Source organism: Bradyrhizobium canariense, assembly GCF_018130465.1.
GTDB classification, from domain to species: Bacteria; Pseudomonadota; Alphaproteobacteria; order Rhizobiales; family Xanthobacteraceae; genus Bradyrhizobium; species Bradyrhizobium canariense_C.
This window is the reverse complement of the sequence record NZ_JAFCKJ010000018.1, coordinates 19,592-34,149: the sequence shown is the minus strand read 5'-3', so window position 1 is coordinate 34,149 and position 14,558 is coordinate 19,592. Positions and strand designations below refer to the sequence as shown.

Annotated in this window: 12 protein-coding genes; 3 read left to right on the top strand and 9 right to left on the bottom strand. The window is 64.0% G+C overall.

From position 1 onward, the window contains the following. Positions 1 to 257 precede the first annotated feature (257 nt). A complete protein-coding gene (locus tag JQ591_RS32280; RefSeq protein ID WP_211400006.1) occupies positions 258 to 2,429 on the top strand; it encodes an EAL domain-containing protein in 2,172 nt (723 codons plus the stop codon). A 46-nt stretch (positions 2,430 to 2,475) separates the two neighbouring features. Here JQ591_RS32280 and JQ591_RS32275 read toward each other — a convergent pair whose 3' ends face one another. The 4 genes from JQ591_RS32275 to JQ591_RS32260 all read right to left on the bottom strand — a co-directional run bounded on the left by JQ591_RS32275 (position 2,476) and on the right by JQ591_RS32260 (position 5,910). After that, a complete protein-coding gene (locus JQ591_RS32275; protein ID WP_211400005.1) occupies positions 2,476 to 3,228 on the bottom strand; it encodes a hypothetical protein in 753 nt (250 codons plus the stop codon). Positions 3,229 to 3,432: 204 nt separating this feature from the next. Next, positions 3,433 to 4,587 (bottom strand): acyl-CoA dehydrogenase family protein, encoded by a 1,155-nt coding sequence (locus JQ591_RS32270; RefSeq protein ID WP_211400004.1) that lies wholly within the window; start codon positions 4,585 to 4,587, stop codon positions 3,433 to 3,435. 138 nt (positions 4,588 to 4,725) lie between these two features. Continuing rightward, positions 4,726 to 5,499 (bottom strand): Crp/Fnr family transcriptional regulator, encoded by a 774-nt coding sequence (locus JQ591_RS32265; protein ID WP_211400003.1) that lies wholly within the window; start codon positions 5,497 to 5,499, stop codon positions 4,726 to 4,728. 216 nt (positions 5,500 to 5,715) lie between these two features. Then, complete coding sequence (locus JQ591_RS32260) at positions 5,716 to 5,910, bottom strand: hypothetical protein (protein WP_211400002.1); 195 nt, start codon at positions 5,908 to 5,910, stop codon at positions 5,716 to 5,718. A gap of 226 nt (positions 5,911 to 6,136) precedes the next feature. Between JQ591_RS32260 and JQ591_RS32255 the strand changes: the two genes are divergently transcribed. Then, positions 6,137 to 7,372: a sensor histidine kinase gene (locus JQ591_RS32255; protein WP_211400001.1), complete on the top strand. Its 1,236-nt coding sequence runs from the start codon at positions 6,137 to 6,139 to the stop codon at positions 7,370 to 7,372. Between the two features lie 346 nt (positions 7,373 to 7,718). On the opposite strand, the gene lepA is transcribed toward JQ591_RS32255, so the two are convergent. Further along, complete coding sequence (gene lepA / locus JQ591_RS32250; RefSeq protein WP_211400000.1) at positions 7,719 to 9,530, bottom strand: translation elongation factor 4; 1,812 nt, start codon at positions 9,528 to 9,530, stop codon at positions 7,719 to 7,721. Between the two features lie 126 nt (positions 9,531 to 9,656). On the opposite strand from lepA, the gene JQ591_RS32245 reads away from it, so the two are divergent. After that, the gene (locus JQ591_RS32245; RefSeq protein ID WP_211400126.1) at positions 9,657 to 11,282 is read left to right on the top strand and encodes a glycosyltransferase family 39 protein; all 1,626 of its coding nucleotides are present in this window, start codon (positions 9,657 to 9,659) and stop codon (positions 11,280 to 11,282) included. Positions 11,283 to 11,338: 56 nt separating this feature from the next. Here the strand turns inward: JQ591_RS32245 and JQ591_RS32240 are convergent, their stop codons facing one another. From JQ591_RS32240 to JQ591_RS32225, 4 genes are all read right to left on the bottom strand, one after another. After that, the gene (locus JQ591_RS32240) at positions 11,339 to 11,656 is read right to left on the bottom strand and encodes an HPr family phosphocarrier protein (protein WP_007604995.1); all 318 of its coding nucleotides are present in this window, start codon (positions 11,654 to 11,656) and stop codon (positions 11,339 to 11,341) included. Further along, positions 11,653 to 12,054, bottom strand: a complete 402-nt coding sequence (locus tag JQ591_RS32235) for a PTS sugar transporter subunit IIA (protein ID WP_007597752.1) — start codon at positions 12,052 to 12,054, stop codon at positions 11,653 to 11,655. Before JQ591_RS32235 ends, JQ591_RS32240 begins: the two co-directional genes overlap by 4 nt. A 133-nt stretch (positions 12,055 to 12,187) precedes the next feature. Then, positions 12,188 to 12,712: an HPr kinase/phosphorylase gene (locus JQ591_RS32230; protein WP_211399999.1), complete on the bottom strand. Its 525-nt coding sequence runs from the start codon at positions 12,710 to 12,712 to the stop codon at positions 12,188 to 12,190. Further along, positions 12,709 to 14,514, bottom strand: coding sequence for a sensor histidine kinase (locus JQ591_RS32225; protein WP_211399998.1), 1,806 nt, complete (start codon positions 14,512 to 14,514; stop codon positions 12,709 to 12,711). Before JQ591_RS32225 ends, JQ591_RS32230 begins: the two co-directional genes overlap by 4 nt. Positions 14,515 to 14,558: the final 44 nt, after the last annotated feature.

Genomic DNA, 14,558 nt, shown 5'->3' with positions numbered 1-14,558 from the left:
GCGCGTAATTTTGCGCCATCTCGTTCTCCGATGACGACGACGCGATGCGCTCGGAGCGCCGATCGACGCAGCCGCGCCTTGCAAACGGGCAATGGAGGCCGTTTTTTTGAGGCCGCCAGACCGTGCGTCCGATCGCCATGCCACCCAAGATTACTTTTTTTTCAGACACTTGCCCCAAGACTTGCGGTCGCTGGGTGCGACTGGGACGAGTGAAGTTGAGTTTGGGGTCTCGAAAACCAAAAAAGCGAAAGGGAAGCGTGCTTGGCAGGTCCGGCCTGCACCCGCGCAAGCCGCGCTTTGCGCGCGCCCCTCATCCTCCGTCCGAACGCGACGAAGTTCTGCGCAGCCGTGCCGAGGCGGAGGCCGCGATCGCGGAGGCGCGCAAATCCCATGAGCGCCTGCGCCAGGCCATCGAGATCCTGCCGCAAGGCATCGTGTTCCTCGATGCCGAGGGCCGCTACGTCCTCTGGAACAAGCAATACGCGGAGATCTACAGCAAGACCGCCGATCTGTTCGAGGAAGGCGCGCGCCTCGAGGACACGCTGCGCATCGGCGTCGCCCGCGGCGACTATCCCGAGGCTGCCGGCCACGAGGAAGAATGGATCGCCGAGCGGTTGCAAAAGCTCTATCAGCCCGGCGCGCGCCACGAGCAGAAGCTGGCGGACGGCCGCGTCATCCTGATCGACGAGCGGCTGACCGACGACGGCGGCGTGGTCGGCCTGCGCGTCGACATCACCGAGTTGAAGCAGCGCGAGGCCTCGTTCCGCCTGCTGTTCGACGGCAATCCCGTTCCCATGATCGTCTGCGCGCTGGACGACGAGCGCATCCTCGGCGTGAACGATGCCGCGCTCGCCCATTACGGCTACAGCCGCGCCGAGTTCGAGCGGCTGAAAATCCGCTCCTTGCAGGCCTTCGACAGCGAGCCGCCCTGGACCGCCGATCCGGCCGATGAGGAGCAGGCCGGGCGCACCTGGAAGCACGTCAAGGCCGACGGCGCTCTGATCGACCTTGCGATCTATTCGCGCGAACTGACCTATGCCGAGCGGCCCGCGGTGCTGCTGGCGCTGATGGACATCACCGAACGCAAGCGCGCCGAGGCGCGGCTCGCCTTCATGGCCCAGCATGACGGGCTGACCGGCCTGCCCAACCGCAATCTGCTGCGCCAGCAGGTCGACGAGATGCTGCTGCATACAAGGCGCAGCACCGACAAGGTCGGCCTGCTGATGCTGGGGCTCGACAATTTCAAGGCGGTCAACGACACGCTGGGCCACGCGGTCGGCGACAAGCTCTTGCGCGGCGTCGCCAAGCGGCTGCGCTCCACCTTGCGCGAGGAAGACGCGCTGGCACGGCTGAACTCGGACGAGTTCGCAATCGTGCAGAGCGGCCTGACGCGCCCCGAGGACGCGGTGATGCTGGCAAAACGCCTGCTGGAAGCCATCGCCGATCCCTATCTGCTCGACGGCCATTCCGTGGTGATCAGCGCCTCCATCGGCATCGCGATGGCGCCGGGCGACGGCGACGATTCCGAAAAGCTGCTCAAGAGCGCCGACATGGCGCTGTCGCGCGCCAAGCTGGATGCCCGCGGCACGTTCGCGTTCTTCGAGGCGGCGCTCGATGCGAAGGCGCAGACCCGCCGCAAGATCGAGGTCGAGCTGCGCGACGCGATCCAGAACGACGTGCTGCGCCCCTATTATCAGCCGCTGATCGACCTCTCGAGCGGTCGCATCACCGGCTTCGAGGCGCTGGTGCGCTGGCCGCATGCCGAGCGCGGCATGGTCTCGCCGGCCGAGTTCATTCCGGTCGCGGAGGAAACCGGGCTGATCAATCCGCTCGGTGGCCTGATGCTGCGCCGAGCCTGTCTCGATGCCGCGACCTGGCCGGACGACGTCCGCGTCGCCGTCAACCTGTCGCCGCTCCAATTCCGCAGCGGCAATCTGCTTTCGGTGGTGACGGACGCCCTGAAGCATTCCGGCCTGCCGCCGCGGCGGCTCGAGCTCGAGATCACCGAGACGCTGCTGCTGGAAAAGAGCGCCCAGGTGCTGGCGACGTTGCACGCGCTGCGCGCGCTCGGCGTGCGCATCTCGATGGACGATTTCGGCACCGGCTATTCCAGCCTCAGCTATCTCAGAAGCTTTCCCTTCGACAAGATCAAGATCGACCAGTCCTTCGTGCGCGATCTCGGCGCCAACCGCGAGGCCCAGGCGATCATTCGCTCCATCGTCAGCCTGGGCAAAGGCCTCGGCGTCACCATCACCGCCGAAGGCGTCGAGACTGAAGCCGAGCTCAGCTGCCTCCGGGCCGAAGGCTGCGACGAGGGCCAGGGGTTTCTGTTCAGCAAGGCCCGGCCGAATATCGAGATCATCAGCCTGCTCGCCGCGCAGCGCGGCATCGATGGCGCCGACGAGGAAGACACCGCGCTGGTGGCGTGAGCTGCGGGATGTCGGCTTGCGTCTCGAGTTGCGCAAACCTGGAAGTTCAGTGGCCGACAAGTGTTACGGCCTCTTGCTCCTCGGCAGCAGCGGTTTCATGGGACCGCACGAATACAAAACGGGATGCCACGGGGATCTCTGCGTCGGCGCTGCCATCCCGGCCGATGAGAATGAGTCCCGCTCCGCCATTAGCCACATTCAAGATGACGGGGGCGCCTTGCCAGGTCCTGATAGGCTCCATTCCGATGATGAGAAATTCACCGGTCGGCTGGTCAAAATATTGAAGCCTCAGTTGTGGTCCGACTTCTGCAGCCGCAAGGCCGAAACCCAACTGCTTGGCGCGCGCATAAATGTCCGCCAGCAACGCAGTGTCGGACCGAAAGCCCAGTTCGGCTGCCGACACCGCGAAAAGCTCTACGCTTGTTTTCGTGGCGCTGACAGTAAACGTCGGTCGCGCGAGAATTTCGCCAGCCGAGTTTCCGATGCTGCAACCTGCCGCATCCAACGCGTTACTGAGGGCGAAGACGTTTGCAAAGGCCCCGATCTTGATCGTCTTCCACGCGGGGTGATCGACGGCGGATCTGATTGGGATTTGCGGCCTGTCGGGGGGAGCTTGCTTGAGCTTCAGGTGATTCCGCAGGGCGTCTCGCGCCGAGCATTGAGCCACGGCTTCGCTCGCAAATAGCAGAGTGCATGCGCTGCAGAGGATGGCGATAATGAGAATGCCACCATGATGCCATCCCGGCGAATGCCCCTGAATGGCATGGCAACTGACTTTCTTGCCAGGTGTTCGGCCCATGATGGACCTCTCTTGCGCAAAGGCAGCGCGCTAAAAACAATTCGGAATTATCACTTCCATATGGTCGGCGCGGTCACAGCGGAAAAGCTGTCGTTTTTGTGGCTATAAAAATTGGTCCGGGAAAATCCACAAAGGTTCAGCGACGAAGACGCCGGATGGCGAACTCAATATAGGTCAGCGTGGGTGCACTTTCGCAATTGGACGTCAGCGATCCCCTGAAAGGATCATCTTGCCGACATCCTCGTAATGCGTGTCGCGCGCCTGGATCTGCTGCGCGATGGCGTGCATGTCGCGAAACCGCCGTTCGAACGGATTGCTGCGGAACACCGCGGTCGCACCCGCCATGTGGTAAGCGGTGTCGACCACCTTCGCCGATTGGTGGATGGTCCAGGTCGCGGCCAGCCTGACCGCGCTCCGATGCGCCGCGCTGAATTCGCCGCTTGCGCCGAGGTCGCGCCACATCGCATTCGCTGTTGCATAGAGATAGGCGCGCGCGGCGCGCAGATCGCCCTCGGTGCGGCCGATCAGGCCTTGAACCGCCTGGTTGTCGCGCATGGCGCTGGCCGCCAGCGACTGGTGCTTTGCGCGCGAAAGCGCAATCGCAGCATCCAGCGTCGCCCGTGCGACGCCAAGCGAGACAGCGGCAAAGCCGAGGCTGAAGGTCGATCCGGTGCCGATCCTGTAGAGCGGCCCCTTCTCGCGCAATGCGGACGGCACGTCACGAAACGCGGTGAAGCGCTCGGGGATGAACAGGTCGGCGACCTCGTAGGAATCGGTGCCGGTGCCGGCAAGCCCGATCGCCTGCCAGACGTCGTGCAAGGTCGCGCGCGCGGCTGGAAACAGGATGGTGCGCACCTCGGGCGCGCCGTCGACATTTTTGCGCGGCACACCGTCGGCACCGACGATGCGGACATGCGCCCCGAGCCAGCTCGCCTGCCGCGAGCCCGAGGCAAAATCCCAGCGCGCCGTGACGCGATAGCCGCCCTCGACGATGCGCGCCTCATGCGCAATCGCGCCCCAGGCGAGAATGCCGGGCGCCGTGTTGAAGATCTCCTGCGCGGTGTCGTGGTCGAGCGAGGCCGCGATCATCGCGCAGACGCTGTTTTGGCCGAGACACCAGGCGGTGGAGGCATCCGCCTTCGCGATCTCCTCCAGCATCTGCATGAAGGCTTCCGGTGCAGCTTCAGTGCCGCCGAGGCTCTGCGGCAGCAGCGCCCGATAGAGCCCGTTCTCGATGAGTGCTGAGACGACGGGAGCGGTCAGCCGCCGCGCCCTCTCGATCTCGTCAGCCTCGTCCGCAATCAGCGGCGCGATGGCCCGGGCACGTTCGACCAGATTCGATCCGACAGTTGCGTGCATGCGCGTTTCCTCGCCCATTCTTGGTGTGAGCGGTAAGCCGCGATGGTGGTCTATTTGGCGGGGAGGATCAAGGTGGCGCGGCCGTCGTTGGCAGTGAACCTTGGCCGGGATGCGTCGTGCCGAGCAGGGCAGGCGCACTCAATCCTTTTCGTTCAGGTCGCTTCGGCTTCTGTTGTGGCCCGGGACCGCGGTCGACGGCGGCGTGAGGAACGCGTCGAAGCGTTCTTGCACGATCGCGTAGCATTCGCACGACGCCTTCTCCAGGCCCGGACGATCCAGCACCTGAATCGTTCCCCGCCGATAGCTGATGAGACCCGCGGTCTGCATCGACTGCGCGGCAAGCGTCACGGATTTCCGGTTGGCACCGAGGATATGAGATAGAAATTCGTGGGTATAAGGAAGAGCTTCGCCCTCGGCCCTGTCGTGCATCATCAGGAGCCAGCGGCACATCCGCTCTTCCGTCGAATGCATCGCGTTGCATGCGACGGTCTGCTGGACCTGAGACAGCAGCGTTTCCGAATAGCTCACGAACAGATCGCGCACGTGCTCGCTGTTCTTGAATTCATACTGCAGCAGCTGGATGGGACAGCGGACCGTATGCCCCTCGAGTTGAACGATGCACCGGTTGAAGGAGACCCGGCTATACATGGCGGCGAACAGACCGAACGCGCCTTCGCGGCCGATATTCGCGGTCTCGATCGCCGCGCCGTTTTCCAGCACGGTCAACAGCGACAGCACAGAGCCTTGGGGAAAATAGGCGTGCTTGAGCGGGCCTCCCGCGTCGCAGACCATGTCGCCAAGCTTGAAATCGACGGGCTCCAGATGAGGATCTAACCGCCTGCGGCTGGCGGGCTCCAGCGCGCCCAGCAGCCGATTGCTCCGCAGATCACGGTCCGTCTGCACCTTCGCCATGACAGCATGTCGTCCCAGTTCCGCTTCCTGCGCAATCCGGACAACGGCATGTCGATGGGAGCGGGTAGGATCGGGATCGTCACTTTGTACTCACTCTGCGGGTGAGTCTGAGCAAAAGCGCTCATTTGCCGGTGTTGGATCACCGCGCTCGATTAAGACGAGCCGACCACCCGGTTCATCCTCGACGACAAGGACGACAGGCAGTGATGATGCTCGTCATTGACCTGAATCCTTATCGACCTCGGTATCGTCCTTGGCTGGCTCATCCACCTCGCCAGACCAATGCTTCGCCATCCGCAGGCAATGTTCCTTCAAATCCGGGTCGAGTGTTTCCTTGGCGAGTTGCATGAGGTCCGAAGCCAGCCGCAGGCCCTCAAGCTCCAATTTACTATCGTTTTCCGAATCAGGCATGGCGCGCATCGACCTCCGAAACCGGAGGTGAGTGGTCGCACACCGATGTTGCCGCTGTCGGTGGTCCAGACCACAGAGCGAAAGCCGCACGTGCAGGACCGATGGGAACTCGGCAGTTGAGCTATTTTGCTCAGCTTCTCCGAAGAAAAGCGGTCACAGTTCCGCCCGAGCACATCGCGAGTTTCGGGCCTTATTGCCGGGCGCGACCGTGTTCGGAGCACCCGTTATGCATGAGGTTTTCACATCGGTCCCGGAGCCGATTGAAACTCCTTCCCAGCTCAGCCGGGACGAACTTGGCTATCGGCTGCGGCAACAGTCGCTACTCGGCGAATTCGGTCGTACCGCCATGCAGACCCGCGACTTCCGGGAAATCCTGCAACGGGCCACCGAACTGTGCGCAATCGGATTGCAGTCTCCGTTCGCCAAGGTTCTGGAATATGAACCGGATGCAAAGCGTCTGATGGTGCGCGCGGGGGTCGGCTGGGCGCCGGGCACCATCGATGCCGTCTCACTCGCCGCCGACCTTGGATCGCCGGCGGGCTACGCCTACCAGACCGGAATGACCGTCATTTCGAACCAACTGGAAGCAGATGTTCGCTTTCGCACGCCCCAGCTGTTGGCGGACCACGGCATCAGGCGCGCCATCAACGTGCTGATAGAAAAGGGCGGAGAAGGTAACGCCTTCTTCGGCGTACTCGAAGTCGATAGCGTCGATCCCGGCCAGTTCGATCAGGGCGACGCCAATTTTCTTGCCGGCTTTGCCGGCCTGCTCGGCATCGCAATCGAGCGTCAGCAGGCCGACGCCAGACTTCAAGAGGCGCTCAAGCACCAGGCTTTGCTGACCCGGGAGATGAGCCACCGTGTCAAGAACAGCCTCACGTCAGTCGTGAGCCTGCTCCGGGTCCAAGCGCGCAGCGCGCCGTCGACGGACGTCAAAAATGCGCTGGAAGATGCCAGCTTGCGGGTCTCCACCATAGCCGAGGTGCACGATCATCTTTGGCGCAGTTCGCACATCGGCTATGTCGAACTTGCGGACTTCATGACCGAACTCTGCAAGAAGCTGCGGGGCAACACCGAAAGGCACACCCTGCACTGCCACGCCGATCCAATGCTGCTCGCGGCCGATCACGCAATTCCCCTGGGGCTTCTCATCAACGAGCTGGTCACCAACGCGGTCAAATACGCTTATCCGGAAGGAAGCGGCGACATCGAAGTCTCGGCCCGGGAAATCAATGGATATTTACACGTCGAAGTCTCCGACCATGGCGTTGGCCTTCCGGAAGCGTTCGACATCGATCAGCCGCGGGCAAGCCTGGGCTTCAAGGTGGTCACGGGCATGGTGAGGCAGCTTCAGGGCCACCTCACGCTTTCAAAAGATCGAGCGGGGACTCGTTTCCTGCTCGATCTGCCTATCCTGACCGGTCCAAAGCAATTCGTGCCGAGTCAGCCCGGAGAAGCCTGATTGCAGCTGGTTCGATGGACACGGCAACGCCCGACCAACACGCCCCGCGATCATGACATCATGCCGGTGTTTTGCCCGACGGGTCAAACTGGATTTCGTAAAATCAAAAAAACGCAATGCCGACAAGGGGCCGGCTACTGTGCATGGGGTTGTTTTCGCGTTTTTTTAGTTTCCGGTCGCGAAAGGCTTCGGGCCGAATCTGTCTCGCCACCAAATCGGGGGGCGTCATGGCCGGGCTTGACCCGGCCATCCACGCCTTCCCCACGGCACCAAGAACGTGGATGCCCGGGACGAGCCCGGGCATGACGGCGGCTGAATGATCCGTTAGGCGGCCCGCGCGTTCGCCTCAGCTATCCACCTTCAGCGCGGCAATGAAAGCTTCCTGCGGGATGTCGACCTTGCCGAACTGCCGCATCTTCTTCTTGCCTTCCTTCTGCTTCTCCAGAAGTTTTCGCTTACGGGTGATGTCGCCGCCGTAGCATTTGGCGGTGACGTCCTTGCGCAGTGCGCGCACCGTCTCGCGCGCGATCACCTTGCCGCCGATCGCCGCCTGGATCGGGATCTGGAACATGTGCGGCGGGATCAGCTCCTTCATCTTCTCGACCATGGCGCGGCCGCGCCCCTCCGCGCGGGTGCGGTGGACCAGCATCGAGAGCGCGTCGACCGGCTCGTTGTTGACCAGGATCTGCATCTTCACCAGATCGGCCGGCTTGTAGTCGGTCAGATGATAGTCGAACGAGGCGTAGCCCTTCGAGACCGACTTCAGCCGGTCGTAGAAGTCGAACACGACCTCGTTGAGCGGCAGATCGTATTTCACCATGGCGCGGGAGCCGACATAGGTCAGCTCCTTCTGCACGCCGCGGCGGTCCTGGCACAGCTTCAGCACGCTGCCGAGATATTCGTCCGGCGTGAGGATCGTGGCCTCGATCCAGGGCTCCTGGATCTCCGCGATCTTGACCACGTCCGGCATGTCGACGGGATTGTGAATCGAGATTTCCTGCCCGTCGGTGAGGCTCATCTTGTAGATCACGCTCGGCGCGGTCGCGATCAGATTGAGGTCGAACTCGCGCGACAGACGTTCCTGGATGATCTCCAGATGCAACAGCCCGAGGAAGCCGCAGCGGAAGCCGAAGCCGAGTGCGGCCGACGTCTCCATCTCGTAGGAGAAGCTGGCATCGTTCAGGCGCAGCTTGCCCATCGCCGCGCGCAAGGTCTCGAAGTCATCGGCGTCGGCAGGGAACAGGCCGCAGAACACCACGGGAATAGCCGGCTTGAAGCCCGGCAGCATCTCGGTCACCGGCTTCCTGTCGTCGGTGATGGTGTCGCCGACGCGGGTGTCCGCGACTTCCTTGATCGCTGCCGTGATGAAGCCGATCTCACCGGGGCCGAGTTCGTCGACCTGCGTCATCTTCGGCGTGAAGAAGCCGACGCGCTCGACGTCATAGGCCGCGCCCGTGCCCATCATGCGGATGCGGCTGCCCTTCTTCATGACGCCGTCGACGACGCGGATCAGCACGACGACGCCGAGATAGACGTCGTACCAGCTGTCGACCAGCAGCGCTTTCAATGTGGCTTCGCGATCGCCCTTCGGCGGCGGCAGGCGGGTGACGATGGCTTCCAGCACATCGGGCACGCCGAGGCCGGTCTTGGCCGAGATCATCACCGCGTCTGACGCGTCGATGCCGATGACGTCCTCGATCTGCTGCCTTATCTTCTCGGGCTCGGCTGCGGGCAGGTCGACCTTGTTGAGAACGGGCACGATCTCGTGGCCCGCGTCGAGCGCGTGGTAGACGTTGGCGAGCGTCTGCGCTTCCACGCCCTGGCTGGCATCGACCACCAGCAGGGAACCCTCACAGGCCGCCAGCGACCGCGAGACTTCGTAGGCGAAGTCGACATGGCCTGGCGTGTCCATCAGGTTGAAGATGTAATCCTTGCCGTCCTTGGCGCGGTAGGCGAGGCGGACCGTCTGCGCCTTGATGGTGATGCCGCGCTCGCGCTCGATGTCCATGGAATCGAGCACCTGCTCCTTGCCGGCCATTTCGCGGTCGGTGAGGCCGCCGGTCATCTGGATCAGGCGGTCGGCCAGCGTCGATTTGCCATGGTCGATATGGGCGACGATGGAGAAATTGCGGATGTTCGAAATGGGGACGGTCGTCATGGGCGCGGGATACCACTCACATCCCCGTGCGGCAACCATATTGCTGTATTTTCAGGGCCTTTGTTCACGCCAAGCTGATTCCACGAAGGCCGGAAACGCGCTACGCAACGGCCCATGTCCAGGCCCATGTCGACGACCTCGATCCCGTCTGCCCGAGCGCGCGCAAAGACCCGGGTGAGCTATGCCCGCTTCCGGGCCTGGCTGGTTGCCAGCGCGACCCGGCCGGAGGCGCGCCTGTGGCTGGTGATCCAGCTCGCCATCCTGCATGCGGTGCTCTGGACCTTCATCCTGATCAACCTCAAGGCCGCGCAGGACGTTCACATGGACGTCGCAGAAGCCTGGGGCTGGGGGCAGAAATTCCTCTGGGGCTATGGCAAGCACCCGCCGCTGTCGGGCTGGGTCGCCGGCCTCTGGTTCATGGCGTTCTCGCCGACCGACTGGGCGACCTATGCGCTGGCGATGGCGACCGTCAGCGTCGGCATGGTGATCTGCTGGCTCATCGCGCTGCGCGTCGTGGATGCGCGGCGCGCGTTCCTGGTCGTGGTGATGGTCGCGCTCTACCCGATCTTCAATTTCAAGGGTTTCAAGTACAATCCGGACCTGCTCCAGCTCGTCACTTTGCCGCTCCTCGTGCTCGCCTATCTCAATGCGTTCGAGAAGCGGAGCTGGCAATCCGGGGTCTTGCTCGGACTTGCCGGCGCGCTGGCGCTGATGACCAAATACTGGGTGCTGACCATGATCGGCGCCATCGGACTTGCCGCGCTGATCCATCCGGAGCGATTGAGGTTCCTGTCGTCGCCGGCGCCATGGGTTGCGATCGCGACGATGGTGGTGGCGATGATCCCGCACATCGTCTGGCTGGCGGACGCGCATTTCCTGCCGCTGACCTATGCGGGCGACACCTACAGCCTCGAGGACAGCGGCCAGGTGCATCAGCTCGTGGCCGGCTATGCCCTGCATAATGTCGCGCTGCTGGCATTGCCGGTGGCGCTGGCCGCGCTGGCGATGGCGCTGGTGCCGCATTGGGTCTCGCTGCTCATGCGCGCGCCGTTACGCATCGTCACGCGGGCCTGGGCGCGCGGCGCGAATTCCGGCGTGAACCTTTCGCAGGCGCGCAACGTCTGGATCGTCCAGATCATCGTCGCATTCGGCCCCGCGCTAGGCGCGCTGGTCTTCAGCATCTACATGAAGACCGATTGGGGCATCTCGCTGTTCTTCCTGGTGCCCTTGGCGCTGGTCGCGATCCCGGCGCTGCGGGTGCAGAGCGCTGCGCTGTTCAACATTGTCGCGATCTGGCTCGTGCTCAGCGTCGCCACGCTCATTGCCTCGCCCTGGATCGCCGCGCGCGAGATGGCCGCCAATGCCGGCAACACGGCGACCTATGGCGCGCGCTCGGATCTCGCCCGCGAGCTGACGCAGGCCTGGCACGCGCGCTTCGCCTCGCGCTGGGCGGTCGTCGCCGGCACCATGGAGTCGATCCAGCCGATGGTGTTCTACAGCCCGGATCATCCGGCCGCGTTCACGCCGCTCGAAGCCTGGGGGTCCGGGTTGATTTCGCCCGATGACGTCAAGAGATACGGCTTCATCGGCGTGTTCGATCCGGCCGACGGCCGCCTGCCGGCGTTCGAGAAATGGGTATCCGAGGTTGCGCCGAACGCCGAGCGCATCGTGATGACGACGCGCCGTTTCACCCACGGCAAGGCCGGTCCGTCGATGAGCTGGAACATCTACATCGCGCCGCCGGGGAAGTGATCTTCCTACCTCTCCCCGCAAGAACGGGGCGAGGGAGCGCAGCCGAGCGCGTGGCCTCAGATCCCCTCCTCGTTGAATTTGCTTTCAACGAGTTCGGTGATCGCCGCGAGCGCGGCTTCAGCATCATCGCCGGCAGCGGCGACCGTGATGGTGGTGCCGGGACCGGCGGCGAGCATCATCAGGCCCATGATCGAGGTGCCGCCGACGGTTTCGCCGCCGCGCGTCACCCAGACCTGCGCGCTGAAGCGCTCGACGGCCTGGACGAACTTTGCGGAGGCCCGCGCGTGCAGGCCGCGCTTGTTGATGATCAGGAGGTCCTTGGAGATCGCGCCCGCGGGCACGCCCGTCCCGGCTTGCGGCGCCTCGTCACTCATTTGCCGGCGAGTACACGGCTGGCGATGGTGACGTATTTGCGGCCGGCTTCCTGAGCCATCGCAATCGCGTCGGGTAGCGGACGCTCCTCGCGCACCTTGGCGAGCTTCACCAGCATGGGAAGGTTGATACCCGCGAGCACTTCGACCTTCGGTCGGCTCATGCAGGATATTGCCAGGTTGGACGGGGTGCCGCCGAACATGTCGGTGAGGATCGCGACGCCGTCGCCGGAATCGACGCGGTTAACCGCCTCGATGATGTCGCTTCGGCACAGATCGGAATCATCTTCAGCGCCGATCGTGATCGCTTCGATTTGCTTTTGTGGGCCCATGACATGTTCAAGCGCTGCCTTGAATTCGTCGGCAAGGCGCCCGTGGGTCACAAGTACTAGACCAATCATCGGAAAACTCCTCGCGGGCGCTTTTGGTGCACCGCACGAACGCGCCACTTTGACCATCCAGAGCCCCCGCGCAAGAGGGGATGTTGCGTATCTCCCTGAATCTAGACGGATGGATGAGGGGAGCTGCGCCGGTCTATTCGGTCGCGATAGTGGGGTTCATATGGTTACCATTTCCCTTCAAACAATCGCCTGAAGGGTTAACGGAAGATGAACTCTTGGTAGTGGTCAAGGCCGCAACAACCAGAGGGAGGGGCGAATAGTCGCGGCCGACCGGGATTCGCGGTATTTCGACACCTAAAATGCCTGTTTTCAGGGATTCGGCCGGCGGCAGCCGCTCCGCATCCGCGGCGTCCAGATCGACCACGAGGCCGACGGTCGCATGCTCCACGAAGTCGCAGCGGCGGATTCCCAGCCCTCGGATCTCGATCAGGCCGGCCAATACCGGGGCGGGGCGGACCTCAATTTCGCGGCCGACTGTCGCCAGATGGACACGGTCATCCCCCACCAGAACGGCCCTTTCGAGCACGCCGCTACGTCCCGCCATGATCAAATCGAAGGCAAGGCGCGACTTGCCGGAGCCCGAGGGCCCGCGGATCAGCACCGCCAGATCTCCAACCTTGACCGCCGAGGCGTGAATGCTGGGGCCGCCGTCGCTCATAGCGCCGGCAACCTCACCACGAAGCGCGCGCCGACCACAGTCGGCGCTCCGTCCTCGTCCGCCGGGCCGGGGCGGTTCTCCGCCCAGATGCGTCCGCCATGCGCGTCGACGATCTGCTTGGAGATCGACAGGCCGAGGCCGGAGTTCTGGCCAAAGCCCTGATGAGGCCGGTCGGTGTAGAAGCGCTCGAAGATGCGTTCCAGCGCGTCGTCGCGGATTCCGGGGCCGTCATCGTCGACCACGATCTCGATCTCTCCGCGCACGCGGCGGCAGGTAAGGCGCACCTTGTTGCCGGGCTCGGAGAAGGACTGTGCGTTCGAGAGCAGGTTGGAGACCACCTGTCCGAGCCGCGAATCGTGGCCGGTCACGGCGAAATTGTCGTTCGGGCCGCGGCCCTCGAAACGCGTCTCGACCGCGACGTCATGGCCGAGCTTGGTTTCATTGGCGACGGAGACGAGCGTCGTCAAAAGGCGGCGCAGGTCGACCGGGATCGCATCCTGGCGCTGCAGTTCGGCATCGAGACGGCTGGCGTCGGAAATGTCGGAGATCAGCCGGTCGAGCCGCTTGACGTCATGCTCGATCACCTCGAGCAGGCGCGTGCGGCTGTTCTCGTTGCGCGCCAGCGGCAACGTCTCGACCGCGGAGCGCAAGGAGGTCAGTGGGTTCTTCAATTCGTGCGCGACGTCGGCGGCGAACATCTCGATCGCTTCGATGCGGCTGTAGAGTGCGCTGGTCATGTCGCGCATCGCACCGGAGAGATGGCCGATCTCGTCGCGACGACGGGTGAAGTCGGGAATCTCGACGCGGGTCCTGATGCGGCGGCGGATCAGCTCGGCGCTGTCGGCGAGCCGGCGGACCGGACCTGCGATCGTGCTGGCGAGCAGCAGCGACAGCATGATCATGACCGCGGCGGCGACGCCGCCCACTTTGAGGATGGCGAGGCGCTCGGCGGTGACCATCTGGTCGATGTCGTCGCCCTGCGTCGACAACATCAGCGCGCCGTGAATGGCGCGCGAGCGCAGCACGGGGACCGCGACCGAGACGATCACCTCGCCGCGCGCATTGACCCGCACCATCGAGCGCTTCTGGCCCTGGAGCGCGTCGCCGACCTCCGCATAGCCATTGCCGTTCTCGGGCCCGAGCTCGCGATAGAGCGGCAGGTCGCCGCGGTTCAGCCAGGTGCGGACCGCGACCATGCCGCGTTCGACGATGCCCGGCTTCTCGGCGGAGAGTGACGGCAGGGGGAAGCGCACCACGGTCTCGAGGCTGCGGCTGTCGACCAGCAGGCTGCCGTTCGGGTCGTAGATGCGGGCGCGCGTCTTGGTCGGCGAGATCAGCGTGCGCAGCACCGGCGCCACGCGCTCCGGATTGATCGGAAAATCCAGCGGAGAATACTCGTCCGACCCGCCATAGGTCTCGCCCGGCTTGAGGTCGAGCAACCGGTCGGGATCGATGGTGATGGCGTTGGTCTGCACCGTCGCGGAGGCCGCGATCGCGCCGGCGATGATCTCCGCCTGCACCAGCAGGCTCTGCGCGCGCGCGTCGATCAGGCCGGCGCGGAATTGTGACAGATAGAGGATGCTCGCCACCAGCGCGACGAGGCCGGCGAGGTTGAGCGAGACGATGCGGCGGGTCAGGCTCGAGAAGGACAGCGCGAAGAAGAACTGCCCGGCGCGCTTCAGCCAGTTCAGCGGCCGCCAGCCTCGCACGGCCGGCTTGTCCTCGGCCAATTGATCCGGAGCGCCGTGGGCGGTGACGTCCTCGGCGTTCTTATTCTCGTCAGGCTGCGTTCGGTCAAGCAATGCTCACGCCCGCGTTAGGACAGCTCGTGCGAAGGTCCCCGCAT

Excerpts from the sequence above, each read along its gene's own strand:
- JQ591_RS32275 (WP_211400005.1), bottom strand. The coding sequence starts at position 3,228 with ATGGGCCGAACACCTGGCAAGAAAGTCAGTTGCCATGCCATTCAGGGG.
- JQ591_RS32270 (WP_211400004.1), bottom strand. The coding sequence starts at position 4,587 with ATGCACGCAACTGTCGGATCGAATCTGGTCGAACGTGCCCGGGCCATC.
- JQ591_RS32265 (WP_211400003.1), bottom strand. The coding sequence starts at position 5,499 with ATGGCGAAGGTGCAGACGGACCGTGATCTGCGGAGCAATCGGCTGCTG.
- JQ591_RS32260 (WP_211400002.1), bottom strand. The coding sequence starts at position 5,910 with ATGCCTGATTCGGAAAACGATAGTAAATTGGAGCTTGAGGGCCTGCGG.
- JQ591_RS32255 (WP_211400001.1), top strand. The coding sequence starts at position 6,137 with ATGCATGAGGTTTTCACATCGGTCCCGGAGCCGATTGAAACTCCTTCC.
- lepA (WP_211400000.1), bottom strand. The coding sequence starts at position 9,530 with ATGACGACCGTCCCCATTTCGAACATCCGCAATTTCTCCATCGTCGCC.
- JQ591_RS32245 (WP_211400126.1), top strand. The coding sequence starts at position 9,657 with ATGTCGACGACCTCGATCCCGTCTGCCCGAGCGCGCGCAAAGACCCGG.
- JQ591_RS32240 (WP_007604995.1), bottom strand. The coding sequence starts at position 11,656 with ATGAGTGACGAGGCGCCGCAAGCCGGGACGGGCGTGCCCGCGGGCGCG.
- JQ591_RS32235 (WP_007597752.1), bottom strand. The coding sequence starts at position 12,054 with ATGATTGGTCTAGTACTTGTGACCCACGGGCGCCTTGCCGACGAATTC.
- JQ591_RS32230 (WP_211399999.1), bottom strand. The coding sequence starts at position 12,712 with ATGAGCGACGGCGGCCCCAGCATTCACGCCTCGGCGGTCAAGGTTGGA.